Genomic DNA, 23099 nt, shown 5'->3' on the forward strand with positions numbered 1-23099 from the left:
AGGGTCAGGCCGAGAGCAGTACCCGAACGCCGACGGCACCGTCGCCGACGACCGACGCGACCGCGCTGCGCACGTCCGTCAACTTCTCCGCCACGATGCGCAGCGATGCGGACTCCTCGGCCCGCACCACCACGGTGATCACCGGGACACGGCGACCGTCGGACCGCTCGTGGCGCAGACGCGCACGCGCGGACTTCACCCCGTCGACCTCGCGGGCGGTGTCGGCCGCCCTGTGAGCGACCGATCGCAGATCGACGGTCACGCGGCCGTCGGGATCGCCGGTGACCGGCAGCGACAGGGTGCGCCCCGCTGAGGACGGCAGCCTTCGTACCAGTGAGAACACCACGAGCAGCGCGATCAGCACTCCGGCGCCGAGGAGAGCCCACGGCCACCACTGCTGGTCCTGCGCGTCGGTCACCACCGACGCGTCGACCTCGGTGAGTTCGAACGGGAGTCGATCGCGCTGCCACAGTGCGGCGCCACCGCCGACAGCCACGAGCGCGAGTCCGATGATCAGGACACCGAGGCGGTCGAAGAACACCGTGGTCCGCTTCATTTCTCGCCTCCTGCGACAGTCGGGGTGGCCGTGGTCTCGGGTGCGGCCGCCACCGTGGGTTCCGGCTCGGTCACCTTCGCCAGGTCGGCCTTGTGCACCCACACGTCGTCCGCGATCCCGCTGGACCGGTACCGACGGGCGCGCCACTTGAGCGAGGCCAGGACGACGAGAACTCCGACGACCGCCACGGCGATGCCCGCGGGGAACATCCAGGACAGGGGTGTGAGTCCGTCGATCCAGTCGAGTGCGCTCGCCGTCCACTCTCGACCGCTGATGACGGAGAATCCGACCAGCGCGTCGCGGATCAGCACACCGGCCCCGGCGAGGAGCAGCAGCGACACCACGATCGCGATCGGGGTCGCGGCCGGAGCCGCGAGCGGACGGGTGGTCGGCGCCGGAGTCGCGCCCGACGCCGGCGCGGCGGACGAGGACACGGAACCGAAGTCGCCGACGTGTACGTCGACGGAATCCGTGCGCAGGCCCGAGTCGGTCATGCCGCGCGCGATGTCGCGGCGGAGATCGTCGGCGACGGACGCCGCCGAGCGCGGCCACGCCACGGTCACGTCGACGGCGGCGCGTACGCGGTCGTCCTGCTTCGTCACCTTCACACGGGACGGTTTGCGGCCGAAGCTCCCGCCGGAGGTGACGACACCGTCGGTGCGACCGAGGGAGGCGTCGGCGATGGACTCGACCGCGCGATCGAGGACTGTGAGCGACCCACGCTGCGCGGGGTCGATCGTCCCGGGGTCGGGCCTGTCGGACAGGTCTTTCGAGACGGTGTCCGCTCCGTCCGCCGTGTCGCTCGGGGCGGTGTCAGCCACGGCCGCGACCTCGCAGGAGTGCCTCGGGGTCGAAGTTTCCGTCGCGGTACGCGCCGACGGCGAACCCGATCGCACCCAGGACGAGAGCGACGAGGAATCCGGTGAATCCGCCGGCTGCGGCAGCGACTGCCAGAAGGAGGCCGGCGAGAAGGCCGATGGTCGAGGAAGTCATGGTGCTCCGATCGTGGAGAGCGGTCAGTTCTCCCGGGAGGGAGAACGTGGGTCCGTGGGTCTGGGTGGCCGGTCGGCCGAGCTCGTGGGCAGGTCGACGTAGGTGCGCCGCGTGGGCAGCAGTCGACGGACCCGGGACAGGCGTCGAACGGCGAGCCGTCGTCGGGATACGCCGACGACCACCTGCGTCGCGACGGTCCCGCGGGAGAACTTCGCGTCGATGTCGCGCAACGCACGGATGAGCGACTCGGCGTCGCCCCCGGCGTCGGGATGGTGCGCTCTCGCCGCCGCACGCCGAGCCTCGCGATAGGCGGGGTCGGCGTGCGGCGGACGAGGCTGGGTCACGGGCGGAGAGTACCCCCGGGAGCCGAGGTCGACCCCGGCTCGGAGGACTCGGTCGGTTCCGGTCCGGAGGACCCTGTGTCGGCGCCGCCGTCCGACGGCGACGCCACGTCCTCGACCACGACGTGCACCGGGGCATCGACCACCGCACGGACGGCGCGGCGAACCGCGTCGGCCGTCTCGCGTACGACGGCGTCCGGGGTCACGGCGATGTGGATCTCGGTCCCGTCGTCCCGGATCGCGACCCCGGCGACGCGCCTACCGGGAAGGTAGGTGCCGATCTCGCCGAACATCCCGCCGTGCAACGAGGCGACTCCGTCCACCGCGACGACCGCGTCCGCGACGAGATCGGCGCGATCGCTGCCCGACGGTGCCGCGGGGCTCATCGAACGCGTGCGGGTGCTGCGTCGTCGCGCTCGTCTTCTTCCCCGAACAGGAAGACGTCGTGCACGGTGATGTTGACCTCGGTGACCTGCAGGCCGGTCATCCGCTCGACCGCGTCGATCACGTTGCGACGGATGCCCGCCGCGAGATCCGCGATGGACACGCCGTAGTCGGCCACGATGTCGATGTCGACGGCTGCCTGGCTCTCGCCGACCTCCACGGACACGCCCTGCGAGTGGTTGACCCGGGCGCCGGGGATGCGCTCGCGCAGTGCACCGATGGCGCGGGTCGCGCCGCCGCCCACGTCGTGCACGCCCTGGACCTCACGGGTGGCGATGCCGGCGATCTTGGACACGACGACGTCCGCGATGGTGGTGCGGCCGTCGGACGCGACCAGTGCACCGGTGGAGTCGGTCTTCTTGTCCAGCGCACCGTTCGAGCCGGTGGCGGTGGTGGACGTGGTGGATCCCTGTGCTGTCGTCATCTACGTCATCCTTTCGGGTTCGTTGTGTCGGGAGTAAGTCGAGGCGGACCGAGGAAAACGTATGCGGATGTGATGTATGCCACACCACTGTCGTTTCACACCCGCTGGTTCGAATCTGCTCCGTGGACAGCGATGCGGCTCTCGTCGACGCTGCGGTCATCGGTGACCGCGGCGCGTTCGAGGAGATCGTCCGCACGCACGGTCCCGCGATGTTCCGGTACGCCCGCAACATGTTGCGTGACGACGGCGTCGCGGAGGAGGTGGTCCAGGACGCGTTCGTCGCGGCCTGGAAGAGCCTCGGCAACTACCGGTCCGACTCGGCGCTGCGCACATGGCTGTTCGGCATCACCGCACACAAGGCCATCGACGCCACGCGGCGCCGCATCCCCCGTCCGCACGAGGAGTGGCTGTTCGACGACGCCGTCAGCGACGTGTCGGACGATCCGGAGGTGCGGGCGACGGAATCGGGGTTCCTCGCCGAGCTGCGCGTGGCCCTCGGGGCACTGCCACAGATGCAGCGCTCGTGCTGGTTGCTCCGCGAGGTCGAGGGAATGACTCATGTCGAGATCGGGGAGATCCTGTCCATGTCGCCGTCCGCGGTGCGCGGTCAGGTCACCCGCGCACGAACCACTCTGAGCGAGAGGATGGCGTCATGGCGTTAGACACGGCGGACGAGCCGGACGATCCCGTGCTCAGCCGCGCCGCACAGGAACTCCGAGACGAGGAGGTGCCGTCCTGGGTCCAGGCCAGCACGGCGATCCTCGCCGCACTCCGCGCGACGGCTCGGCGGACACGCGCGCTGGACGCCTCGCACCCGGGTTTCGTCGACGGCGACTCGCTGCGGGTGGGCGACCACCTGGTGCTCCTGTCCATCGCCCACGCCCTGTCGGAACTGCCCTGCGGGGTCAAGGGCATCGAACTCGACGTCGACGGACGCCGGTGTACCGGGGTGTCCCTGGACATCGCCGTGACGTACGGCCAGGACATGGCCGCGCTGGCGGTGACACTGACCGGGAGGACGGCCGACGCGGTGAACACCACGCTCGGCACCGCTCTCACGGCGGAGGACGTCGCGGTGCACGTCGTGGACGTCCTACTACCCTGACGGCGTCACCACCCAGCCTGCCTGAACACACCGGGAGAACTCCATGGCCACACCCCTGTCCGTCAGCGTCGACATCGATGCACCGCCGAGCGCGGTCTGGTCCGTGGTGTCCGACCTGAAGCGCATGGGTGAGTGGAGCCCCCAGTGCGCGGTGATGAAGGTGTTCGGCCCGCTGCGCGTGGGCACCCGCACGCTCAACGTCAATCGGCGCGGACCCCTCGTGTGGCCCACGACGTCGCGGATCGTGCGCCTCGAGCCCGAGCGACTGCTCGCGTTCCGCATCACCGAGAACCACACGGTGTGGTCCTACTTCCTGGAACCGACCGAGACGGGCACACGCGTGACCGAGCGTCGCGAGGCACCCGGCGGCACCACCAGGGTCTCCGACACCGCGGTGCGACTGGTGCTGGGCGGCACACGCAACTTCGAGGCCGAACTCGAGCGGGGCATGGCGTCCACCCTGGCGAAGATCAAGGACGCGGCCGAGAGTTCTGCTCGTACCGTGAAGTGATGACCCCTCGCGCCCGCACGACCCGCGCCCTCGCCGGCCTCGCCCTGTCCGCTGCTCTGGCGACGACCGCGTGCTCGACCACGACCGAGTCCGACGCCTCCCCCGCGGCCGGCACCCCCGAATCGCCGACATCGCAGGCAACGACACCGGGACCGACATCCGCGGACGCCGCGGACGCCGTCCCGAACGTCGTCGTCTCCTCACTGGCCACGGGGCTCGATCATCCGTGGGACGTGGTCCGGGCGCCGGACGGCACCGTGATCTTCGACGAGCGCCCCGGCCGCTTCACCGCGATCCGGCCCGGTGGTGAGCCGACACCGATCAGCGCCGATCTCGGCGATCTGTTCGTCGGATCGGAGACCGGTCTGATGGGCCTCGCACTGTCACCGACCTTCGAGACCGACCGGACCCTGTACTCCTGCCAGGGCATTCGAGGCGACGACCCCACCATCGGCGTGGTCGCATGGACGGTGGCCGACGACTACGCGAGCCTCACGCGTGAGCGCACCGTCATCTCCGGGTTCCCGGTCACCTCCGGTCGCCACGGCGGATGCCGGGTGCTGGCGAACGCCGACGGCACCCTGTTCATCGGCACCGGCGACTCGGCTCAGGGCACCGTTCCGCAGGACCCGACGTCGCTCGGCGGCAAGGTCCTCCGGGTCGACGCCGCCACGGGCGCACCGGCCGCAGGCAATCCCGACCCCGCGAGCCCGGTCTTCACACTCGGCCACCGCAACGTCCAGGGACTGGCCGCCCGGCCCGGCACCGATCAGATCTTCTCCGTCGAACAGGGCACGTCGCGGGACGACGAGGTGAACCTCCTCGCGGCGGGCGGCAACTACGGGTACCGCCCGGACCGCGGCGGCGGCTACGACGAGTCCGTCGCGATGACCGATCCGGACCGTGTACCCGGCGCCCGGAACGCGGTGTGGAGCTCGGGCCCGAGCACCATCGCCACCGCGTCGGCCACGTTCCTCGACGGTGACGCCTGGGGCGCGTGGAACGGCATGCTCGCCGTCGGCGTGCAGAAGGGCCAGGAGGTCCTGCTCCTCGATCTCTCCGACGACGGCACCACGGTGGACGTGCAGTCGACGATTCCCGCTCTCAGCGAGTACGGCCGCATCCGCACGGTGTCGGCACAACCGGACGGGACGCTGCTCGTGACGACCGACAACGGCGACACCGACCAGATCCTGCTGGTCACGCCGCAGTAGGCCCGCCGTCACGCAGTCGAGGCCGGATCGTGATGTGCCGTCGTCCGACTTAACGTTTGCTGAGTATCGGGGCCGGGTACAGAAGGTCAGTAGTCATGCCCGGTCCACGGGCAGCAAAGCTGATCTGAAAGAGGTTCCATCATGTTGGGTCTGGGCATCATCGGTTGGATCATCATCGGCGGACTCGCCGGATGGATCGGCAGCAAGATCATGAAGACGGATGCGCAGCAGGGCATCATCCTCAACATCGTCGTCGGCATCATCGGCGGCCTGCTGGGTGGATTCCTGCTCCGCGCGTTCGGTGTCGACGTCCAGGGCGGCGGCATCATCTTCAGCTTCGTCACGTGCCTCGTCGGCGCGATCATCCTGCTGTTCATCGTCAAGGCAGTCACGGGACGCGGTTCGCGCGTCTGACGCAGACCCCACCTCTCGGGGCCCCTCACGTAATCTGTGAGGGGCCCCGAGTCGTGTCCGCACATCCCTCGGGCCGTGAGAGTGTGCCCGAATCGACGTAAGAGGAGCCCGTGGCCCGCAGACCTGTCCCCCCTGGTACGCCTGAACCGACCGGAGCAGGACACATCGTGGACCTGGTGCGGCGCAGCATTCCGCCGCTGCATCCCGCCGGTGCCCCGTTCGTCGCGGTGCCGTTGGCGCTCGCCGGACTCGGCCGCCGCCACCGGATCGTCCGCACCGCCTCGCTGCTCACCGCCGGAGCCATGGCGGGCTTCTTCCGCCACCCTCCGCGCGTCCCGCCGAATCGGGCCGGGGTTGTCGTGGCCCCCGCCGACGGTGAGGTCGCACTCGTCGACCACGCGGTGCCGCCCGCCGAGTTGAACCTCGGCACCGCTCCGCTGCCGCGGGTCAGCATCTTCCTGTCCGTGCTCGACGTCCACGTCCAGCGCGTCCCGGTGTCCGGCACGGTCGAGGCCGTGGTGCACAAGGCCGGACAGTTCCTGTCGGCCGACCTCGCCGACGCCAGCGAGGTCAACGAACGCACCAGCATGCATCTGCGCACACCATCGGGTCACGACCTGGCGGTCGTACAGATCGCCGGACTGCTCGCGCGACGCATCGTCAACACCACGTCCGTGGGCGATTCGCTCACCATCGGCGACACCTACGGACTGATCCGCTTCGGTTCGCGCGTCGACACCTACTTCCCGGAGGGGTCGCGGACGGCGGTGATCGTCGGGCAGCGCGCCATCGGAGCCGAGACGGTTCTGGCCGAGCTTCCGTGAGCGCGGCACGCGAGCAGGCCGACGAGTCCACCGGCCGCCAGGGCGCGGTCCGCCTGTTGCCCAGCGCCGTCACGGTGCTGGCGATGTGCGCAGGACTGTCCGCCGTGAAGTTCGCGCTCGACGGTCGACTCGGGTTGTCGCTGGCCATGATCGGCGCAGCCGCCGTCTTCGACGCCCTCGACGGTCGCATCGCACGCATGCTCGACGCGACCAGCCGGATGGGAGCCGAGCTCGACTCGCTCGCCGACGCCATCTCCTTCGGCGTCGCGCCGGCCCTGGTGCTGTACGTGACGCTCCTCGAAGGCAGCAGCGGCGGGTGGGTCATCGCCCTCATCTACGCGGTGAGCATCGTGCTGCGCCTCGCCCGGTTCAACACACTTCTCGACGACGACTCCCGGCCCGCGTTCGCCGGCGAGTACTTCGTGGGTGTCCCCGCTCCGGCGGGGGCCCTGGTCACACTCCTCCCGCTCGCTGCGGAGGAGCAGTGGGGCAACGGCTGGTGGTCCTCGTACTACGTCGTCGCCACCTGGGTGGTGCTGTCGGCCCTACTCATCGTCAGCCGTATCCCGACGATGGCGTTCAAGACCGTCTCGGTTCCGCCGAGAATGGCGACGTTGCTGCTGATCCTCGTCGGCCTGGCGGGCGCGGCACTGATCACGTTCCCGTTCGTGCTGCTCATGGTACTGATCGTGTTGTATCTGCTCCACATCCCGTTCGCGGTGCGGTCGCAGCGATGGGTGGCCGCGCGGCCCGAGACGTGGGAGGCCAAGCCCGCCGAGCGACGGGCCGTACGACGAGCGATGCGCAAGGACCGCCCGGCACGCACCGGTATCGCGCGGCGGCGGCGTCCCGCCCGCGCCACGGCGAGTTCGGCTCGGCTCCGACTTCGGTCACCGAGCGCCCGAGCAGCCGACGTCCCGCCCCGCGACGAGATCTAGCTGGACACTCCCGCACGAGCGAGGACCGCGTCGATCAACCGGGAGCAGGCCTCGATGGAGGCCTGCTCCCGGCGCGCGACCTCCGCGCGGATCGCGGGGACGTCCACACTCGCCTCCACCTCCGCCCGCACTCCCCGTGCGTCCCACCCCTCGATCCACGACTCGAACACGTCGACCGTGATCTCCGGGTGGAACTGCAGACCGATGTGCGGTCCCGAGACGAAGGCCTGCAGTGCGGCCGCCGTGGTCGCGAGCGGCTCGGCGCCCGGCGGGAGCGTGAACGTGTCGTCGTGGAACTGCATCCAGGGACCCTGCGGGATCAGCTCGTCGGACTCCGTCCGTACGGTCACGAATCCGTGCTCCGACTCGGCCGCACGTGTGACGGTCCCGCCGAGCACCCGCGCGAGCAGCTGACCACCGAAGCACACACCGAGAACCGGAACGCGCTGCGCGACAGCATCACCGAGCCAGGTGATCTCCTCCGCCAGCCACGGGAGCGCATCGTCGTAGGCGGCGTCGGGTGAGCCCATCAGCACGATCAGGTCGAACGACGAGGCCGTGGGCCGGTCCGCATCGCGGCTGTCACCCTCGAACGAGAAGGTCGTCGTCTCGAATCCGCGATCGCGGAGAGCCGGGCCGATCGAGCCGACGTTCCGGACGCCGAGGGCGTGGTCACGTTCGTGGAAGACGAGGGCGGCACGGGTCATGCGCGCAGCATAAACGGGCCAGGCTGCACACGCTGGAGCGAGAGCCCGGGCCGGTCGGCTCGATAGGCTCGGGGAGTGAGCACCCCCGATCTCGCCCTGACCGTTCGCCTCACCACCTCCGCCGCCGATGCCCGCCGCGGGGTGGTCCGTGTGCACGCGGAGGTGCTCACCGCGCTCGGACTGCGCGAGTGGGACGCCGTCGAGTTGATCGGCGCGAGGCGTACCGCCACCGTGGTGGCACAGGCACCGGCCGGAACGCCCACGGGGACCGTGCTGCTCGACGACGTGACGATGTCGAACGCGGGACTGACGGAGAACGCGTCGGTCGTCGTCGCTCCCGTCTCGGTGCAGGCGGCACGCACCGTCCTGGTGCACGGATCCGCGACGACCACCGCGCTCGACGACGCGACGCTGCGCCGAGCACTGCTGGGAAAGGTGGTCGTCGCGGGCGACGCCGTGTCGCTCCTGCCCCGCGACCTGGGGCCGGGCACCTCCACCGCGTCGGTCTCGCAGACGCTCTCGCGCACGGTCGGTGTCGCGTGGACCACCGAACTGCTCACCGTCACGTCGACCGACCCGGCCGGCATCGTCAGCATCCAGCCCACGACGGCCGTGACGCGCGGCGCCGCTGCCCGCGGACAGTCGAACTACCGCGCGACACCCCGACCCGTCGAGGCTCCGCCCCAGCCCGTGATTCCGGTGGACGACCTGGTCGGTGTACGCGACCAGGCGGCGAAACTGACGGAGTGGCTCGAACTCTCGCTCGATCGCCCCGAGCTGCTCCGCACTCTCGGCGCGTCGGCCCAGCTCGGCGTCCTGGTCACCGGGCCGGGCGGCGTGGGCAAGTCCACCTTCGTCCGCGCCGTCGCCGCCGGTCGCAGGCTGGTGGAGATCGACGGTCCGTCGGTCGGGTCGCTCGCCCCCGAGGACCGGTTGGCCGCGGTGGTCGCCGCGGCCGATCGACTGACCGACAGTCCCACCGGTGCAGTGCTTCTCGTCGGTAACGTGGATGCGCTGCTCCCCCTGTCCGCCGACGGACGGGGCTCTGCGGCGGATCCGGTGTCGACTCTCGTCCTCGATCGCCTGCGACAGGTGGTGCAGACACCGGGAACCGTCCTGATCTGCACGACGTCACGGCCGGACGCCGCTGATCCGCGTCTGCGCGGACCTGATCTGTGCGATCGCGAGCTCGCACTCCCGCTTCCGGGGTCGGTCGAGCGCGCCGCGTTGCTCGAGGCGCTGCTACGTGATGTTCCGACCCGGAAGATCACCCCTGCCGAGATCGCCCTGCGCACACCCGGATTCGTCGTCGCGGACCTCGCAGCCCTGTGCCGGGAGGCAGCCGTCCGGGCCGCGGTGCGTGCCCACCGGGACTCGGCCGATCCCGTTCTCACACAGGACGATCTGGTCGGGGCCTTGTCGGTGATCCGGCCACTCTCCCGGTCGGGCACCGAGGAACTCGCGGTCGGCAGCCTGACCCTCGACGACGTCGGCGACATGGTGGAGACGAAGCGTGCGCTGACCGAAGCGGTGTTGTGGCCGCTGCGCCATCCCGACTCCTTCGCGCGGCTCGGTGTCGAGCCGCCGCGGGGCGTGTTGCTCTACGGCCCGCCGGGGTGCGGCAAGACGTTCGTCGTCCGGGCACTCGCCAGCTCGGGGCAACTCAGCGTGCACGCCGTCAAAGGCGCGGAGTTGATGGACAAGTGGGTCGGCTCGTCGGAGAAGGCCGTCCGCGAACTGTTCCGGCGAGCACGAGACTCGGCACCGTCGCTCATCTTTCTCGACGAGGTCGACGCCCTGGCACCGCGCCGCGGGCAGAGCAGCGATTCCGGCGTCGGAGATCGCGTGGTGGCCGCGTTGCTCACGGAGATGGACGGCGTCGAGCCGCTGCAGGACGTCGTGATCCTCGGCGCGACCAACAGGCCCGAGCTCATCGACCCGGCACTGCTGAGGCCCGGACGACTGGAGAAATTGGTGTTCGTACCGCCGCCCGACGCCGAGGCGCGTCGCGCGATCCTCGCGACGGCCGGAGCCTCGGTGCCGCTGGCGGACGACGTCGATCTCGACTCTCTGGCCGAGGATCTCGACGGGTACTCCGCCGCGGACTGTGCGGCACTGCTGCGCGAGGCGGCTCTCGCCGCGATGCGCCGCGACGTCGACACCGCCGTCGTGACAGCGGACGACGTCGCGACTGCGCGCGACGCCGTCCGGCCGTCACTCGATCCGGTGCAGGTGGCCGCTCTCGAGGCCTACAGCACGAGGGACTAGGTCACGCCCAGTCGGCGAGCACCTCGTTCGCGCGCTCGGCGAGCACCATCTGGAAGATCGGGCCGAAGCTGACACGGCCGACACCCAGCTGCGCGAGGGCGGACTTCGAGTTCTTCACCGGGTGGCCGATGGCGTTGACCGGCAACGGGAGCTCCGCGGTGAGTCGCTTCTGATCGTCGTCGCTGTGGAAGCCGACCGGGTAGAGCACGTCGGCACCGGCAGCGGCCGCCAGCTTCAGGCGGGCGATGGCGCGATCCACGCGATCGTTCTCGTCACCGATCTGCTTGACGAAGAGGTCGGTACGGGCATTGATCACCACGTGGACGTCGGTGGCATCCGAGGCTGCGCGCAGTGCACCGACGAAGTCGGCGTGCTCCTGCGCCTCACGCAGACGGCCGCCCTCGCTGTGCACGGTGTCCTCGATGTTCAGGCCCACCGCACCCGCGTCGATCAGTCCCTCGATGAGACGCTTCGGGTCCTCGCCGTAGCCCGACTCGATGTCGACGGAGATCGGCACGTCGACGGCGGCAGTGATCTGGCGGATGCGAGTGAGCAACTCGTCGAAGGTGATGCCCTCGTTGTCCGGCTTGCCGATCGAGTCGGACACCGGGTGCGAGCCGACGGTCAGGGCAGTGAAACCCGCGCTCACCGCGAGGTTCGCCGACCAGGCGTCCCAGACGGTCGGAAGGATCACCGGGTTTCCGGGGACGTGCAGTTCGAGGAGGGTCGTGGCCTTCGTTGCGAGTGTCATGCTCGGGGCAACCGAGGGGGGCCGCTGTCGATTCCCGAAACCGGATGAAGACCGATAGGTTCGCCGCGTGAGCGCATCCGGTGGACGTCTCGACGCCGTGTCGACGCCGATCGCCCTCGTCGTCGGTGCGGGCACCGCCGTGCATGCCGTGACGTCGCCCGATCTCGTCGCCGACACCGGCAACGGCCCCGCAGCGGTGGTGGCAGCCGTGGCCGTGGCCGCGCTGCTCACGGGACGATCGAGCAGAGCCGCACCCGCGGTCCTCGCTGCCGTCGGCGGCGCAGCGCTGGTTCTGGGCACTCTCGGATCCTCGGCCGCCCTGTCCCTGCTGGGGGCGCTCGGCAGTGGCGTCGTCCTCGGCGTGCTCGCGGTCCTCGCCTCGGTCCGACGCCTGTGGGTCGCCGCGTTCGGAGTCGCGTCGACCGTCTCTCTGGTCCTGAGCATCACCGTCGTCGCGATACCGCGGCGCTACGCCTCCTACGTCGACACCGACACGACGACGTCCCGCACCATCGCACTCGTCGCCGCGATGGTGGTGACAGTGCTCGCGATCGGTCTGCAGTCGAGGACGCAGCGCTCGTCCCGGAGTTCCTCGACTCGCACCGCCCTGACGGCAGTGATCGTCGCCCTCGTCGGACTCGTCCCGGTGCTGGTCACGAACCTGACGGCCGCCGCCGGAGCAGCCGGGCTGGGCGCGGTGACCACGACGGCCGCGTGGTCGGTGTCGACGATCGTCGTCACGCTGGTGCTCGTCGGTGTCGCTCTGGCACTGCCGAGCGGCGGCGTCCTCGTCGTCGCGGGCGCCGTGCTGTGGTTGTCGACGCGGCCGGCCTCCGTCGTCGTCCTCACGACGGCGGGCACCACGGCCCTCCCCCTTCTCCTCGTCGTCGGGGTCGCACTCGCCTGCCCCGTGGGCGCCGCGGCAGGCGCCCGTGCACGACCCGCGGTGGGCACACCGCTGGCCATCCTGTGCTGCGCGGCCGTGGTGGCGGCGATCCACCTCGGGACGTCCTTCACCGGAGTGGCCGTCATCGCGGCGGCGCTCGCGACCGGCGCCGTCGTCGGGGCCGGCGCCGCGTCCGTCGAGGTGCCGTCACCCGCCGCTGTCGTCGGCGCCGGCCTGCTCGTCCCCCTCGCTCTGACGACCATGCCCTCGTCCCCGATCTCGGCGGACTTCGGCTGGACGGCGTACACGCCCCTCACCCTGCAGTCGGGGTCCGTCACCCTCACCGAGCCCACGGCAGGGACACTGGTGACGGTGACCTGCCTCGCTCTGTGCGCCGTCGGCGCCGAACTGATCCGACGGCGCCGCGGGTGAGACACCACATCGCCCTCGCCGCCTCACTCCTCGCAGCCGCGCTCGTCGGAGCTCTCGGCGCTCTCGCGTGGTCCGGCCCGCGCAGCGACACGTGGCCGTTCGCGGCCACCGTCGACGATCTGACCGGGTGGTCGTCCACCCAGTCCACCGCCACCGTGGTCGGGCAGGTGCTGGTGGTGGTCACCGTCGCGCTGGCCGTCGGACTGCGGATGCCGACACGCATCGCCCCCTGGGTGTGTGCGGCCCTGCTGGTCGTGGTGCTCGCCTTCACCAAGGTGGCGATTCCCGAAGCGGCGAGCCTGGCCGTCTTCACCGCACTGCACATTGTCAAGTCGTGCGCGGCCGGCGTCCTGGTCGGCCTCGTCCTGCACGCCACCCGGCGATCCGCCGCCGGATGGGTGGCCCTCGCGACCGGCGTGCTCGGCGGAACGCTGCTCGCCTCCGTCGGAACGACCGCCGCGTCTGCCGCCTTCGTGGCGACGCGTCTCGACAGCACCAGTGTGTTCGGCGAACCGGCCTGGTGGTTGATCGGCTCCGCCTTCGCGGCGTGCATCGCCGCCGCCGTTCTGCATCGACCGGCCGCTGATCCCGACGAGGACCCGACCGCCCGCGAACTGGTGCGGCTCACCGTCTACGCGGTGATCGTCGCCGTCGTCTGCCGCGTGGGTGTCGAGATCGTCGGCACCGGCGAGTACGCACTGTGGAAGGCGATCGTCGTGCTGATCGTGGCACTCGTCGTCGTGGACCGCGTCGCCGCACGGTGGGAGTCGGCCGATGCACGAACGGTGCTGGTCGCGATCCTCGTCACCGCCGCTGCCGTCGCGATGTGGAACGTGGGCGCCCGCACCCTGCTCGACTCCCGGCTGCTCACCGTGGTGGGCGTGGTCGGACTGGTCCTCGGCGCCGTCCTGGCCTGGCGGCTCCCGGTCGGACGCATCACGTCGTGGCTCACCGCCCTGGCACTCACCGCGCTGCCGATGGGCGCTGCCCTCGTGAGCGTCGACGAGGTATCGGCGGCAGCACTCGGGGTGGTGGCCGCGCTCGTTCCGATCGCCCTGACCGCCGTCACCGCGGATCCGCACGCGACGGTGCGGCCATTGGCGGCGGCGCTGCCAGGGCTCGCGATCCTCGTCGCTGCGGCGGCGCCGGTACCGGCGGCGTACGCGGGGCTGGAGTCGCTCGACCAGGCTGTCATCGATCAGCTGCTCGACAACGCTCGCCCGGATGCCGGGGTGGGCATCTCGCTTCCGCCGCTTCCTACCGACCACACCTCCGCCTACCTCCTGCTCGGGGTCGCCGCGCTCTGCACGCTGCGCATCGTGTGGCTGTCCCGGCGCACAGATGCCCCCGAGCCGGACGCCGAGCCCCCTGCACCCCATGCGTGAGCACGGGTTGCTCAGATCACCAGGCCCTGCGCCTGGAGGTGCCGGAAGACACGCATCGATCCCGGCGCGACGTCCGGCATGGCGGCGTACTCGGCGACGGTGAACCACCGCAGATCAGCGATCTCGCTGGTGGCCCGAGGTTCGCCGGCGAGGTCGGCGGAGAAGCACGTCATGTGCAGATCACGGCCGAGGGGGTCGCCGAACGCCGGGCACTCGACGACACACAGCAGGTGTACCGACGACTCGACGACGTCGACGCCCAGTTCCTCCCGCACCTCGCGGTGCAGCGCCTGGAGTGGTGTCTCACCGGGATCGATCTTGCCGCCGACCATGTAGAACGCACGCTTGCCGACCGACCGGGCCTGCAGCATCCGGCCGTCACGGACGAGGGCGAGGGCGGCGGTGCGCAGTGGTTCGGTCATCGCCCGGAGACCATACCCGTACCGGGGGTGGGTATCGCTGACCGAGAGGGCGTGGACCCGCACCGGTAGTATGGAGTGGACGACGTCTCGTGCGTCCGACACCCCGCCGCCCCGACGTCTACGACGGAGTGCCTCTTGCTTTCCATTCTCGTTGCCCACACGGTGGCCGCGCTGATCGCGCCGCTTCTCGTGCGTCTGTGGGGACGACAGGCTTTTCTTCCGCTCGCCGCGGTGCCGGCCGCCTCGCTCGTGTGGGTGGCCGCGAACTGGAACACCGAGCAGCGACTGTCCATCGAGTGGGTCCCCGGACTCTCCATGAACATCGATCTGCGCTTCGATTCCCTGGCCGCGGTCATGTCCACGCTGGTGCTCGGCATCGGCGCACTGATCCTGCTCTACTGCGCTCGCTACTTCGAGGACGACGAGCCCCGTCTGGGCATCTTCGCCGCGGAGCTCGTCGCGTTCGCCGGAGTCATGTTCGCGCTGGTCACCAGCGACAACATGCTGATGCTCTACATCTTCTGGGAACTGACGACGGTGCTGTCGTTCCTGTTGGTCGGGCACTACGCCGAGCGCGCCTCGAGCCGACGTGCCGCGACGCAGGCTCTGCTGGTCACCACGGCCGGCGGTCTCGCCATGCTGGTCGGCATCATCGTGCTGGGCCAGATGGTGGGCAGCTACAACCTCTCCGACGTCATCGAGGCGGCTCCGCGCGGCTGGTTGGCGGGCACCGCCCTGGTCCTGGTCCTGGTCGGTGCGCTGAGCAAATCGGCCATCGTTCCTCTGCACTTCTGGTTGCCCGGCGCCATGGCCGCGCCGACACCCGTCAGCGGGTACCTGCACGCCGCGGCGATGGTCAAGGCCGGCATCTACCTGGTGGCGCGTCTCGCACCGGGCTTCGCCGACGCCGGGCCCTGGCGCTTCACCATCCTCACGCTCGGTCTGGCGTCGATGCTCGTCGGCGGCTACCGCGCACTGCGTGCATACGACCTCAAGCTCGTGCTCGCCTTCGGCACGGTGAGCCAGCTCGGCTTCCTCGTCGCCATCGTCGGCATCGGTTCGCGGACGGCGATGCTCGCGGGCCTCGCGATGGTCCTCGCCCACGGCTTCTTCAAGGCCGCGCTGTTCATGGTGGTGGGCATCATCGACCACTCGACCGGCACCCGAGACGTGCGCAAGCTCGCGCATCTCGGGGACCGGTCACCCGTTCTCGCCGCGACGGCCGTGATCGCAGCGGCGAGCATGGCGGGCCTTCCGCCGTTCCTCGGTTTCATCGGCAAGGAGACCGCGTTCGAGTCGACGCTCGACTCGGACGCGATGGGTCCGCTCTCGTCTGCGCTGGTGCTGGCCGCGATGGTCGTCGGCTCGATCCTGACCGTCGCCTACAGCCTGCGCTTCGTGTGGGGCGCCTTCGGTCGCAAGAAGCTGCGGCAGCCCAGCGCCGCCGTCGCCTCGATGCACGCACCGGGATGGTTCTTCCTCTTCCCGCCCGTGCTGCTCGCCGTCCTCGGACTAGTGGCCGGCCTCGCCGCGCCGGTCGTCGACACCCTGATCGCGCCGTACAGCAAGACCCTGCCGTCCTACGGCGCGGAGGACTACCACCTCGCGCTGTGGCACGGCGTCAACCTCCCGCTGGGTCTGACCGTCGTCGTCATCCTCGTCGGCGTCTTGCTCTACCGAGTGCACAAGGCGATCGCGCGAACGGTCCCGGCCGTGCCGCTGAACGCCGACCGGGTGTACGACCGCGTCCTCTACCTGATGGACCTGCTGTCGCTGCGCCTCACCGGAACCACCCAGCGCGGTTCGCTTCCCGGCACGCAGGCGACCATCCTCGCCACCCTCGCTCTGTTCCCGCTCGTGTCGCTGATCGTCTACACCCGTACCGGCGTCGAGAGTCGTCTCGCCGACTCCCCGATCCAGCTCATCGTGGGCGCCATCATGGTCGCGGCCGCGATCGGCGCCGTGGTGATGAGGAACCGTCTGGCAGCGGTGCTGCTCGTCGGTGTCACCGGCTACGGCTGCGGTGTGCTGTTCGCGGTGCACGGTGCGCCTGACCTCGCGCTGACCCAGTTCCTCGTCGAGACGCTCACGCTGGTCGTGTTCGTTCTCGTGTTGCGCAAGCTGCCGGCGGAGATCGACGAGGGGCGCGCGTTCGGCCGCAAGCCTGCACGCGCTGCCCTGGCCGTGCTCGTCGGCATCACGGTCACGCTGGTGGGAGCGTTCGCGATGAACGCACGTAGCACCCGCCCCATCGCGGAGTTGCTCCCGGACGCCGCGTACAACTTCGGTGACGGTAGCAACGTGGTCAACGTGATCCTGGTCGACATCCGCGCCTGGGACACCCTCGGCGAGATCTCGGTGCTGCTCGTCGCGGCCACCGGCGTCGCCAGCCTGGTGTTCCGCAATCGTCGCTTCGGCAGTGCGCCGCGCGTGTCCGACGCCCCGTCGGCGATGGACGGCCAGCAGGTCGCGTCCGAGATCACGTGGCTCAGCGGCAGCGATCTCATCGACCCCAAGCACCGCGTCCTGGTCCTCGAGATCACCACTCGCCTGGTGTTCCCGACGGTCATGATGCTGTCCATCTACTTCTTCTTCGCCGGCCACAACGCGCCCGGCGGCGGCTTCGCGGGTGGACTCACCGCCGGCCTCGCCCTCGTGCTGCGCTACCTCGCCGGTGGCCGCTACGAGCTCGGCGAGACGGTGCCGTTCGACGCCGGGAAGATTCTCGGCATCGGCCTCCTGTTCGCCGGCGGTACGGCCCTTGCCTCGTTGTTCCTCGGAGCACCGGTGCTGTCGTCCGCCACCTTCGAGGTGACGCTCCCGATCCTCGGCGACATCAAGATGGTGACCGCCCTGTTCTTCGACCTGGGTGTCTATCTCATCGTCGTCGGACTGGTTCTCGACGTCCTTCGAAGCCTCGGAGCGCGCCTCGACGCGCAGATCGAAATGAGCCGCCAGTGACCGCGAACATCGGAATGCTCGTGGTCGTCGCCGCGCTGATCGCGGCCGGGGTCTACCTGCTGATCGAACGCAGCATCATCCGGATGCTGCTCGGCGTGCTGCTGATGGGCAACGGGCTGAACCTGCTGATCCTCACCTCCGGCGGTGGGTCGGGCAATCCACCCGTGGTCGGACGCGTGTCCGAGGTCGCCGACGGTGACGCGGATCCGTTGGCGCAGGCCCTGATCCTCACGGCCATCGTCATCACGATGGGCATCGCCGCCTTCGTGCTGGCCCTGGCGTACCGGTCGTACACGATCAACATCGCGGACGTCGTCGAGAACGACCCCGAGGACACCAAGGTGCTCACGCGTCGCAGCCTCGCGGACGCTCCGGACCGCGACAAGTCCGACGATCCGATCACCGGCGAGCCCGGCGAGGCCGGAGACGCCTTCGACAAGGACGGAAACCCGATTCCTCTCGACCAGATCGCCAACCGCGAGGACCTCGAGTGCTACGAGGATCTCCACGAGGGCAAGTTCCGTGACCGGGACGACGTCTCCACGCCGGCGGGTGACTCCCGATGACGCTGTCGCCGACCATCATCGGAACCCTCACCCCGCTCCCGGTCCTCATCCCGCTGCTCGCGGCCGCCCTGTGCCTCGTGCTCGGTCGGAAGCCACGCGCGCAGCGGGCGGTCACCATCGTCGCGCTCGTCGCCGTGACCGCCGTCTCGTGCGTCCTGCTCTACCTGGCGGACCGGGACGGCACCACCGCGCTGCAGGTCGGCGGGTGGGAGGCGCCGATGGGCATCACCCTGGTGGTCGACCGCCTGTCCGCTCTGATGCTGGTGGTCTCGTCGATCGTGCTGCTGGCCGTCATCGTCTACGCCGTCGGGCAGGGCATCCGCGACGGTGACGCCAATCAGCCGGTGTCGATCTTTCTACCGACGTACCTGGCGCTCACGGCGGGTGTGTGCAACGCGTTCCTCGCCGGTGACCTGTTCAACCTGTACGTGGGGTTCGAGGTCCTGCTCGTCGCGTCGTTCGTGTTGCTGACGCTCGGTGCCAGCGCCGAACGGGTGCGTGCCGGCGTCTCGTACGTCATGGTCTCCGTCGTCTCGTCGATGATCTTCCTGGCGGGCATCGCCGCCACGTACGCGGCCACGGGCACTCTGAACTTCGCCCAGCTCGCGCTGCGTTTCGACGACATCCCGCAGGGCACGCGGCTCGCGATCTTCTCGATCCTGCTCGTCGCGTTCGGCATCAAGGCCGCGGTCTTCCCGCTGTCGGCCTGGCTCCCCGACTCCTACCCGACGGCGCCCGCGCCGGTCACCGCCGTGTTCGCGGGCCTGCTCACCAAAGTGGGTGTGTACGCGATCATCCGGACCCACACGCTGCTCTTCCCGGACGGCGCCATGGACAACGTGCTGCTAGTCGCCGGTCTGCTCACGATGGTCATCGGCATCTTCGGTGCCATCGCCCAGAGCGAGATCAAGCGTCTGCTCTCGTTCACGCTGGTCTCGCACATCGGCTACATGATCTTCGGTGTCGCGCTGTCGACGAAGGCCGGTCTCTCCGGGTCCGTGTACTACGTGGCCCACCACATCCTGGTGCAGACCACGCTGTTCCTCGTGGTCGGTCTCATCGAGCGCCAGGCCGGGTCGTCGTCGCTGCGCCGGCTCGGTGGTCTCGCCGCGGCCAGCCCGCTCCTGGCCATCCTGTTCCTCGTTCCCGCGCTCAACCTCGGCGGCATCCCCCCGTTCTCCGGCTTCATCGGCAAGGTGGCGCTGCTGCAGGCCGGTGCGGACAAGGCGAGCGTGCTGGCCTGGGTCCTCGTCGCGGGCGGCACGATCACCAGCCTGCTCACGCTCTACGTCGTCGCCCGTGTGTGGACGAAGGCGTTCTGGCGCGCCCGCGCCGACGCCCCGGACGGCGAGATGTCGGACGACTCCCCCACCGCGCTGCTCGACAACGCCAACGACGTCGACTTCGACAGCCGCGTCGATCCGGGCCGGATGCCGGTCGGGATGCTCGTCCCCACGGTGGGACTGGTGCTCGTCGGACTGTCGCTCACCGTGTTCGCCGGACCGTTCATCGGGATCAGCGACCGCGCCGCCGACGACCTGCGTGACCGCAACGTCTACATCTCGGCCGTGCTGGGCACCGTCGACGATCCCGTCACCTACGCGGACGGACGCGACGCACCGGCGGAGGGAGGACGATGACCCTCATGAGTCGCGACGTCGCCCTCAAGGCCGCGTTGCTCGCATGGCTCACCGGCGTGTGGGTGCTGTTGTGGGGCAACGTCTCCGCGGCCAACATCCTGGGCGGTCTCGCGGTCGGCACGTTCGTGATGACCGTGCTCGCGCTCCCGCGCGTTCCGGTCGAGGGCCGGGTGCACCCCCTGTCGGTGGTGCGACTGATCGGCGTGCTCGTCTGGTACGCGGCGGTGTCCAGCGTCCAGGTCGCCTGGGCCGCGATCCGTCCCGGACCGTCACCCGTCAACGCGGTGCTGCGCTACCCGGTGCAGATCAAGTCCGACCTGGTGCTGACGTTCATGGTGGACGCGCTGAACATGGTGCCCGGCACCATGGTGCTCGACATCGACCGCGAGGATCGGGTGCTGTACATCCACGTCCTGGACGTCGCGAAACCCGATGCGGTGGACCAGTTCCGCACCATCGTGCGTGCCTACGAGACGGCCTTCATCTCCGCGTTCGAGCGCGACCCGGAATGGCACCCGGCCACCGAGATCGAATCGATGGCGGACACCGACGTGGACAGCGTGGCCGACACCGTCGACGACATCAGCACCGACTACTCCGACAAGTCCGGCGCCGAGAGTTCGTCCGCCCGCAGGTCGGACCGGAAGGAGGACCGGTCGTGACCGTCGTCCTGATCGTCTCCGGCGTGATGCTGCTGTCCGCCGCCGTCATCACCGCGTATCGCCTTCTCGCCGGCCCCAACTCGCTCGACCGCCTCGTCGCCGTCGACACGCTCATCGCGCTCACGGTCTGCGGGGTGATGGTGTGGGCGGTGTACTCCCGCGACACCACGCTGGTGCCGTCCATCGTCGCGCTGTCGGTGGTGGGCTTCGTCGGGTCGGTGAGCGTGGCGCGGTTCCGCGTCGCCGACACACCCGAGACCCGGCGCGCCGCGGCCGCCGCCACGGCGCGGACCCCGCACCCACCCCGCGGAGACGAGTCCCGCGACCGACGGCAGGGGAAGTCATGACACTCGTCCTCGACATCATCAGCGGCACGATGATCATCCTGGGATCGATCCTCGCGCTCACGGCGGCCATCGGAGTCGTCCGCTTCCCGGACACGTTGTCCCGCATGCACGCCGCCACCAAGCCTCAGGTGGTGGGGTTGATCCTGATTCTCATCGGCGCGTTCATCAGCCTGCGCGGCAACGTCGACATCTGGATGATCTTCCTCGTCGGCGTCTTCACGGTGCTCACGGCGCCGATCATCGCGCACACCGTGGGCCAGGTCGCCTATCGCGAGCAGAGCAGCCGTGACGACCTCTTCATGGTCGACGAGCTGCGCGCGGACGAGCGCAACGACCGAGCCTGATAATCGACGTTCTGGTCAGCGACGTTCTGGTCAGCGAAGTTCGGAGATGAGCGAGTCGACGACGGCGATGAGGTCGCCCCCCGACCTCTCCGCCACGGCACGCTGACGCTGATACGACGCACCCTGGCGCGGGATGTCCGCGACGCGGCCCAGCTCGTCCGCACAACCGAGCCGTACGGCGATCGGGGTGAGCTTCTCCAGGAGGTCGAACAGGTCGTCGGTCATGAGCCGCTCGTTGCTGTCGGCGTCGAGCACGATCTCGGCGTCCAGGCCGTATCGCGCGGCGCGCCACTTGTTCTCCTGCACGTGCCACGGCGGGATCGTGAGCAACGGCTCGCCGGCATCGAGCCGTTCGTCGAGATACACCACGAGGCAGTGGATCAGGGCGACCAGGGCACCGAGCTCACGCTTGGTGGACACCCCGTCGCACACTCTGATCTCGATGGTGCCGAGCCGCGGCACGGGACGGATGTCCCAGTGCATGCCGCCGAGCTGCGAGATGACGCCGGTCTTCATCTGGTCGTGCACGAAACCCTCGAACTGCGACCAGGTCTCGAACTGGAACGGCAGTCCCGCGGTGGGGAGCTGCTGGAACATGAGCGCGCGGTTGCTGGCGTAGCCGGTGTCCGACCCGGCCCACATCGGGGACGACGCGGACAGCGCGAGCAGGTGCGGGTACTGCAGCAGGATCGAGTTGAGAATCGGGAAGACCCGGTCGGCCGAGCGGAGTCCGACGTGGACGTGGACGCCCCAGATCAGCATCTGCCGACCCCACCACTGTGTGCGCTCGATCAGCTCGTCGTAGTGCGGGGCCGCGGTGAGCTGTTGCGACGACCACTCGGCGAACGGGTGTGTCCCGGCGCAGAACAGGTCGACTCCCAACGGATCCGCGGCGCGGCGCACCAGATCCAGCGACTCGCTCAGATCGTCGATCGCTTCACCGACGGTGTCGCAGATGTCGGTCACCAACTCGACCGTGTTGCGCAGGAGTTCCTTCGTCACGCGCGGCGTGTGCGCTCCAGCGAGTTCCACGACGCCGTCCATCACCTCGGAGGCGGTGTTCGACAGATCCCGCGACACGCGGTCGACGAGCGCGATCTCCCACTCGACGCCGATGGTCGGACGCTCCGACCCGGCGAACGGCACCGTGGTCGATCTCGACTCGTTCTTCAGGGGGACGTGCCCGTCTACTCGGACTCGACGACCGCGCAGGCGACGCGGCTGCCGGCGTCGCCCGTGCTGAGGGTCGTCGCGTCGGGAACGGGCTGGCCGTCGGGCAGCGTGTAGCGCGTCGGGATGTTGGCGAAGTTGTCGGCGCCCGAATGGACGATGACGGCCACGCCGCCGCGCAGGTCGTCGAGCGTGACCGAGTCGGTCGTCGTCGTGAGGTCGGCGGTGCCGTCCTCACGCACCTGCAGCGAGGTCAGGTCGCCGCTGGCCGGATGGCCGGTGTTGCCGTTCACCTGCAGGTGACCGCCGGCGGACAGGAATGCGCCGGGCTCGCCGCCTGTGGGAGCGACCGAATCGGGCTCGCACACGGGGTTCTGATGCATGTGCAGGCCGTGGAAGCCGGGGGTCAGACCCTCTGCCTCGACGGTGACCTCGAGGTGCCCGTCGACCTCGGCGAAGGAGACCGTGCCCATGGTCTCGCCCTCGGGGCTGCGCAGGTCGCCGGTCATCGCGGCCTCGGTCGCCGAGCCCCCGCCCTCGGAACCCTCGCCGCCCGCGCTGTGGGACTCCTCGCCGTGCTCGGAACCCGCGGGTGCGGCGGAGCTGGTGAAGACGGGCGGAGTCGTGCCGGCGACGTCGCTGGCTTCCTCGCCGTTGCTGCAGGCCACCATGCCGAACAGGGCTACTGCGGCGAGAGGCGCCACGACGAGGGTGCGAGGTGCGACTCGGCTGCGCTTCCAGCTGGCCATGGTGAAGGTCTCCTAGATGTGTGGGGACGTGCTGACCTGAACTCT

Annotated in this window: 26 protein-coding genes and 1 pseudogene; 16 read left to right on the top strand and 11 right to left on the bottom strand. The window is 69.8% G+C overall.

Features of this window, described 5'->3' with window-relative positions; genetic code table 11:
* Positions 1-4: 4 nt before the first annotated feature.
* The 6 genes from HQ306_RS13940 to HQ306_RS13965 are packed head-to-tail and all read right to left on the bottom strand — an operon-like array spanning position 5 to position 2758.
* Positions 5-556: a hypothetical protein gene (locus tag HQ306_RS13940; protein ID WP_222632054.1), complete on the bottom strand. Its 552-nt coding sequence runs from the start codon at positions 554-556 to the stop codon at positions 5-7.
* Positions 553-1377, bottom strand: coding sequence for an Asp23/Gls24 family envelope stress response protein (locus HQ306_RS13945; RefSeq protein ID WP_222632056.1), 825 nt, complete (start codon positions 1375-1377; stop codon positions 553-555). The genes HQ306_RS13940 and HQ306_RS13945 overlap by 4 nt, the downstream gene beginning before the upstream one ends.
* Positions 1370-1549 (bottom strand): DUF2273 domain-containing protein, encoded by a 180-nt coding sequence (locus HQ306_RS13950; RefSeq protein ID WP_027506261.1) that lies wholly within the window; start codon positions 1547-1549, stop codon positions 1370-1372. The genes HQ306_RS13945 and HQ306_RS13950 overlap by 8 nt, the downstream gene beginning before the upstream one ends.
* Before the next feature lie 23 nt (positions 1550-1572).
* On the bottom strand, positions 1573-1893 hold the full coding sequence (locus tag HQ306_RS13955) for a hypothetical protein (protein ID WP_037186113.1): 321 nt from the start codon (positions 1891-1893) through the stop codon (positions 1573-1575).
* A complete protein-coding gene (locus HQ306_RS13960; RefSeq protein ID WP_231476392.1) occupies positions 1890-2276 on the bottom strand; it encodes a hypothetical protein in 387 nt (128 codons plus the stop codon). The genes HQ306_RS13955 and HQ306_RS13960 overlap by 4 nt, the downstream gene beginning before the upstream one ends.
* Positions 2273-2758: an Asp23/Gls24 family envelope stress response protein gene (locus HQ306_RS13965; RefSeq protein ID WP_222632058.1), complete on the bottom strand. Its 486-nt coding sequence runs from the start codon at positions 2756-2758 to the stop codon at positions 2273-2275. The genes HQ306_RS13960 and HQ306_RS13965 overlap by 4 nt, the downstream gene beginning before the upstream one ends.
* A gap of 122 nt (positions 2759-2880) precedes the next feature.
* Here HQ306_RS13965 and HQ306_RS13970 point away from each other — a divergent pair, with 122 nt between their 5' ends.
* The 7 genes from HQ306_RS13970 (at position 2881) to HQ306_RS14000 (ending at position 7764) form a co-directional block, all read left to right on the top strand.
* Positions 2881-3420 carry an RNA polymerase sigma factor gene (locus tag HQ306_RS13970; RefSeq protein WP_231476391.1) on the top strand — a complete coding sequence of 180 codons (540 nt, stop codon included), beginning with the start codon at positions 2881-2883 and terminating at the stop codon, positions 3418-3420.
* Positions 3411-3863, top strand: coding sequence for a hypothetical protein (locus tag HQ306_RS13975; RefSeq protein ID WP_222632060.1), 453 nt, complete (start codon positions 3411-3413; stop codon positions 3861-3863). The genes HQ306_RS13970 and HQ306_RS13975 overlap by 10 nt, the downstream gene beginning before the upstream one ends.
* Positions 3864-3906: 43 nt before the next feature.
* Positions 3907-4374 (top strand): SRPBCC family protein, encoded by a 468-nt coding sequence (locus HQ306_RS13980; RefSeq protein ID WP_222632062.1) that lies wholly within the window; start codon positions 3907-3909, stop codon positions 4372-4374.
* Entirely contained in the window at positions 4374-5588 is a 1215-nt protein-coding gene (locus HQ306_RS13985) for a sorbosone dehydrogenase family protein (RefSeq protein ID WP_222632064.1), read from the top strand. Before HQ306_RS13980 ends, HQ306_RS13985 begins: the two co-directional genes overlap by 1 nt.
* A 141-nt stretch (positions 5589-5729) precedes the next feature.
* Positions 5730-6002, top strand: a complete 273-nt coding sequence (locus HQ306_RS13990) for a GlsB/YeaQ/YmgE family stress response membrane protein (protein WP_056073977.1) — start codon at positions 5730-5732, stop codon at positions 6000-6002.
* Between the two features lie 110 nt (positions 6003-6112).
* The gene (locus HQ306_RS13995) at positions 6113-6826 is read left to right on the top strand and encodes a phosphatidylserine decarboxylase (RefSeq protein WP_222632066.1); all 714 of its coding nucleotides are present in this window, start codon (positions 6113-6115) and stop codon (positions 6824-6826) included.
* 83 nt (positions 6827-6909) lie between these two features.
* Positions 6910-7764 carry a phosphatidylcholine/phosphatidylserine synthase gene (locus tag HQ306_RS14000; protein WP_231476405.1) on the top strand — a complete coding sequence of 285 codons (855 nt, stop codon included), beginning with the start codon at positions 6910-6912 and terminating at the stop codon, positions 7762-7764.
* Here HQ306_RS14000 and HQ306_RS14005 read toward each other — a convergent pair.
* The gene (locus HQ306_RS14005; RefSeq protein ID WP_222632068.1) at positions 7761-8471 is read right to left on the bottom strand and encodes a type 1 glutamine amidotransferase; all 711 of its coding nucleotides are present in this window, start codon (positions 8469-8471) and stop codon (positions 7761-7763) included. The genes HQ306_RS14000 and HQ306_RS14005 overlap by 4 nt on opposite strands.
* A gap of 75 nt (positions 8472-8546) precedes the next feature.
* Here HQ306_RS14005 and HQ306_RS14010 point away from each other — a divergent pair, with 75 nt between their 5' ends.
* Positions 8547-10739, top strand: coding sequence for an AAA family ATPase (locus tag HQ306_RS14010; protein ID WP_222632071.1), 2193 nt, complete (start codon positions 8547-8549; stop codon positions 10737-10739).
* Between the two features lies 1 nt (position 10740).
* On the opposite strand, the gene HQ306_RS14015 is transcribed toward HQ306_RS14010, so the two are convergent.
* A complete protein-coding gene (locus HQ306_RS14015) occupies positions 10741-11490 on the bottom strand; it encodes an isocitrate lyase/phosphoenolpyruvate mutase family protein (protein ID WP_027506251.1) in 750 nt (249 codons plus the stop codon).
* A gap of 67 nt (positions 11491-11557) precedes the next feature.
* On the opposite strand from HQ306_RS14015, the gene HQ306_RS14020 reads away from it, so the two are divergent.
* Together HQ306_RS14020 and HQ306_RS14025 are read left to right on the top strand one after the other, a co-directional pair.
* Positions 11558-12808, top strand: coding sequence for a hypothetical protein (locus HQ306_RS14020; protein WP_222632072.1), 1251 nt, complete (start codon positions 11558-11560; stop codon positions 12806-12808).
* Positions 12805-14193: a hypothetical protein gene (locus tag HQ306_RS14025; RefSeq protein ID WP_222632074.1), complete on the top strand. Its 1389-nt coding sequence runs from the start codon at positions 12805-12807 to the stop codon at positions 14191-14193. Before HQ306_RS14020 ends, HQ306_RS14025 begins: the two co-directional genes overlap by 4 nt.
* 11 nt (positions 14194-14204) lie before the next feature.
* Here the strand turns inward: HQ306_RS14025 and HQ306_RS14030 are convergent, their stop codons facing one another.
* On the bottom strand, positions 14205-14615 hold the full coding sequence (locus tag HQ306_RS14030) for an NUDIX domain-containing protein (RefSeq protein ID WP_222632076.1): 411 nt from the start codon (positions 14613-14615) through the stop codon (positions 14205-14207).
* A gap of 135 nt (positions 14616-14750) precedes the next feature.
* On the opposite strand from HQ306_RS14030, the gene HQ306_RS14035 reads away from it, so the two are divergent.
* The 6 genes and pseudogenes from HQ306_RS14035 (at position 14751) to mnhG (ending at position 21135) form a co-directional block, all read left to right on the top strand.
* Complete coding sequence (locus tag HQ306_RS14035; RefSeq protein ID WP_222632078.1) at positions 14751-17576, top strand: Na+/H+ antiporter subunit A; 2826 nt, start codon at positions 14751-14753, stop codon at positions 17574-17576.
* Positions 17573-18142, top strand: coding sequence for a Na(+)/H(+) antiporter subunit C (locus HQ306_RS14040; protein WP_027506246.1), 570 nt, complete (start codon positions 17573-17575; stop codon positions 18140-18142). Before HQ306_RS14035 ends, HQ306_RS14040 begins: the two co-directional genes overlap by 4 nt.
* Positions 18139-19782, top strand: coding sequence for a Na+/H+ antiporter subunit D (locus tag HQ306_RS14045; RefSeq protein ID WP_037186104.1), 1644 nt, complete (start codon positions 18139-18141; stop codon positions 19780-19782). Before HQ306_RS14040 ends, HQ306_RS14045 begins: the two co-directional genes overlap by 4 nt.
* A complete protein-coding gene (locus HQ306_RS14050) occupies positions 19779-20444 on the top strand; it encodes a Na+/H+ antiporter subunit E (RefSeq protein WP_261769895.1) in 666 nt (221 codons plus the stop codon). The genes HQ306_RS14045 and HQ306_RS14050 overlap by 4 nt, the downstream gene beginning before the upstream one ends.
* Positions 20441-20692: pseudogene (locus HQ306_RS14055) on the top strand (monovalent cation/H+ antiporter complex subunit F); the annotation flags it as partial. The gene HQ306_RS14050 and the pseudogene HQ306_RS14055, both read left to right, overlap by 4 nt.
* Before the next feature lie 95 nt (positions 20693-20787).
* Complete coding sequence (gene mnhG, locus HQ306_RS14060) at positions 20788-21135, top strand: monovalent cation/H(+) antiporter subunit G (protein ID WP_027506245.1); 348 nt, start codon at positions 20788-20790, stop codon at positions 21133-21135.
* A 30-nt stretch (positions 21136-21165) separates the two neighbouring features.
* Here mnhG and HQ306_RS14065 read toward each other — a convergent pair whose 3' ends face one another.
* Together HQ306_RS14065 and HQ306_RS14070 are read right to left on the bottom strand one after the other, a co-directional pair.
* Entirely contained in the window at positions 21166-22281 is a 1116-nt protein-coding gene (locus tag HQ306_RS14065) for a glutamate--cysteine ligase (protein WP_037186102.1), read from the bottom strand.
* Positions 22282-22322: 41 nt separating this feature from the next.
* Positions 22323-23054, bottom strand: coding sequence for a superoxide dismutase family protein (locus HQ306_RS14070; RefSeq protein ID WP_027506243.1), 732 nt, complete (start codon positions 23052-23054; stop codon positions 22323-22325).
* Between the last annotated feature and the right edge of the window lie 45 nt (positions 23055-23099).

The sequence above is a fragment of the Rhodococcus sp. BP-160 genome, from assembly GCF_019836205.1.
GTDB lineage: Bacteria > Actinomycetota > Actinomycetes > Mycobacteriales > Mycobacteriaceae > Rhodococcoides.

What these genes read in the sequence shown, in the direction of transcription:
- HQ306_RS13940 (WP_222632054.1), bottom strand. Translation starts at nt 556, where the DNA reads ATGAAGCGGACCACGGTGTTCTTCGACCGCCTCGGTGTCCTGATCATC.
- HQ306_RS14070 (WP_027506243.1), bottom strand. Translation starts at nt 23,054, where the DNA reads ATGGCCAGCTGGAAGCGCAGCCGAGTCGCACCTCGCACCCTCGTCGTG.
- HQ306_RS14015 (WP_027506251.1), bottom strand. Translation starts at nt 11,490, where the DNA reads ATGACACTCGCAACGAAGGCCACGACCCTCCTCGAACTGCACGTCCCC.
- HQ306_RS14045 (WP_037186104.1), top strand. Translation starts at nt 18,139, where the DNA reads ATGACGCTGTCGCCGACCATCATCGGAACCCTCACCCCGCTCCCGGTC.
- HQ306_RS13990 (WP_056073977.1), top strand. Translation starts at nt 5,730, where the DNA reads ATGTTGGGTCTGGGCATCATCGGTTGGATCATCATCGGCGGACTCGCC.
- HQ306_RS14050 (WP_261769895.1), top strand. Translation starts at nt 19,779, where the DNA reads ATGACCCTCATGAGTCGCGACGTCGCCCTCAAGGCCGCGTTGCTCGCA.
- HQ306_RS13985 (WP_222632064.1), top strand. Translation starts at nt 4,374, where the DNA reads ATGACCCCTCGCGCCCGCACGACCCGCGCCCTCGCCGGCCTCGCCCTG.
- HQ306_RS14030 (WP_222632076.1), bottom strand. Translation starts at nt 14,615, where the DNA reads ATGACCGAACCACTGCGCACCGCCGCCCTCGCCCTCGTCCGTGACGGC.
- HQ306_RS13980 (WP_222632062.1), top strand. Translation starts at nt 3,907, where the DNA reads ATGGCCACACCCCTGTCCGTCAGCGTCGACATCGATGCACCGCCGAGC.
- HQ306_RS13975 (WP_222632060.1), top strand. Translation starts at nt 3,411, where the DNA reads ATGGCGTTAGACACGGCGGACGAGCCGGACGATCCCGTGCTCAGCCGC.
- HQ306_RS13950 (WP_027506261.1), bottom strand. Translation starts at nt 1,549, where the DNA reads ATGACTTCCTCGACCATCGGCCTTCTCGCCGGCCTCCTTCTGGCAGTC.
- HQ306_RS13960 (WP_231476392.1), bottom strand. Translation starts at nt 2,276, where the DNA reads ATGAGCCCCGCGGCACCGTCGGGCAGCGATCGCGCCGATCTCGTCGCG.
- HQ306_RS13965 (WP_222632058.1), bottom strand. Translation starts at nt 2,758, where the DNA reads ATGACGACAGCACAGGGATCCACCACGTCCACCACCGCCACCGGCTCG.
- HQ306_RS14005 (WP_222632068.1), bottom strand. Translation starts at nt 8,471, where the DNA reads ATGACCCGTGCCGCCCTCGTCTTCCACGAACGTGACCACGCCCTCGGC.
- HQ306_RS14000 (WP_231476405.1), top strand. Translation starts at nt 6,910, where the DNA reads ATGTGCGCAGGACTGTCCGCCGTGAAGTTCGCGCTCGACGGTCGACTC.
- mnhG (WP_027506245.1), top strand. Translation starts at nt 20,788, where the DNA reads ATGACACTCGTCCTCGACATCATCAGCGGCACGATGATCATCCTGGGA.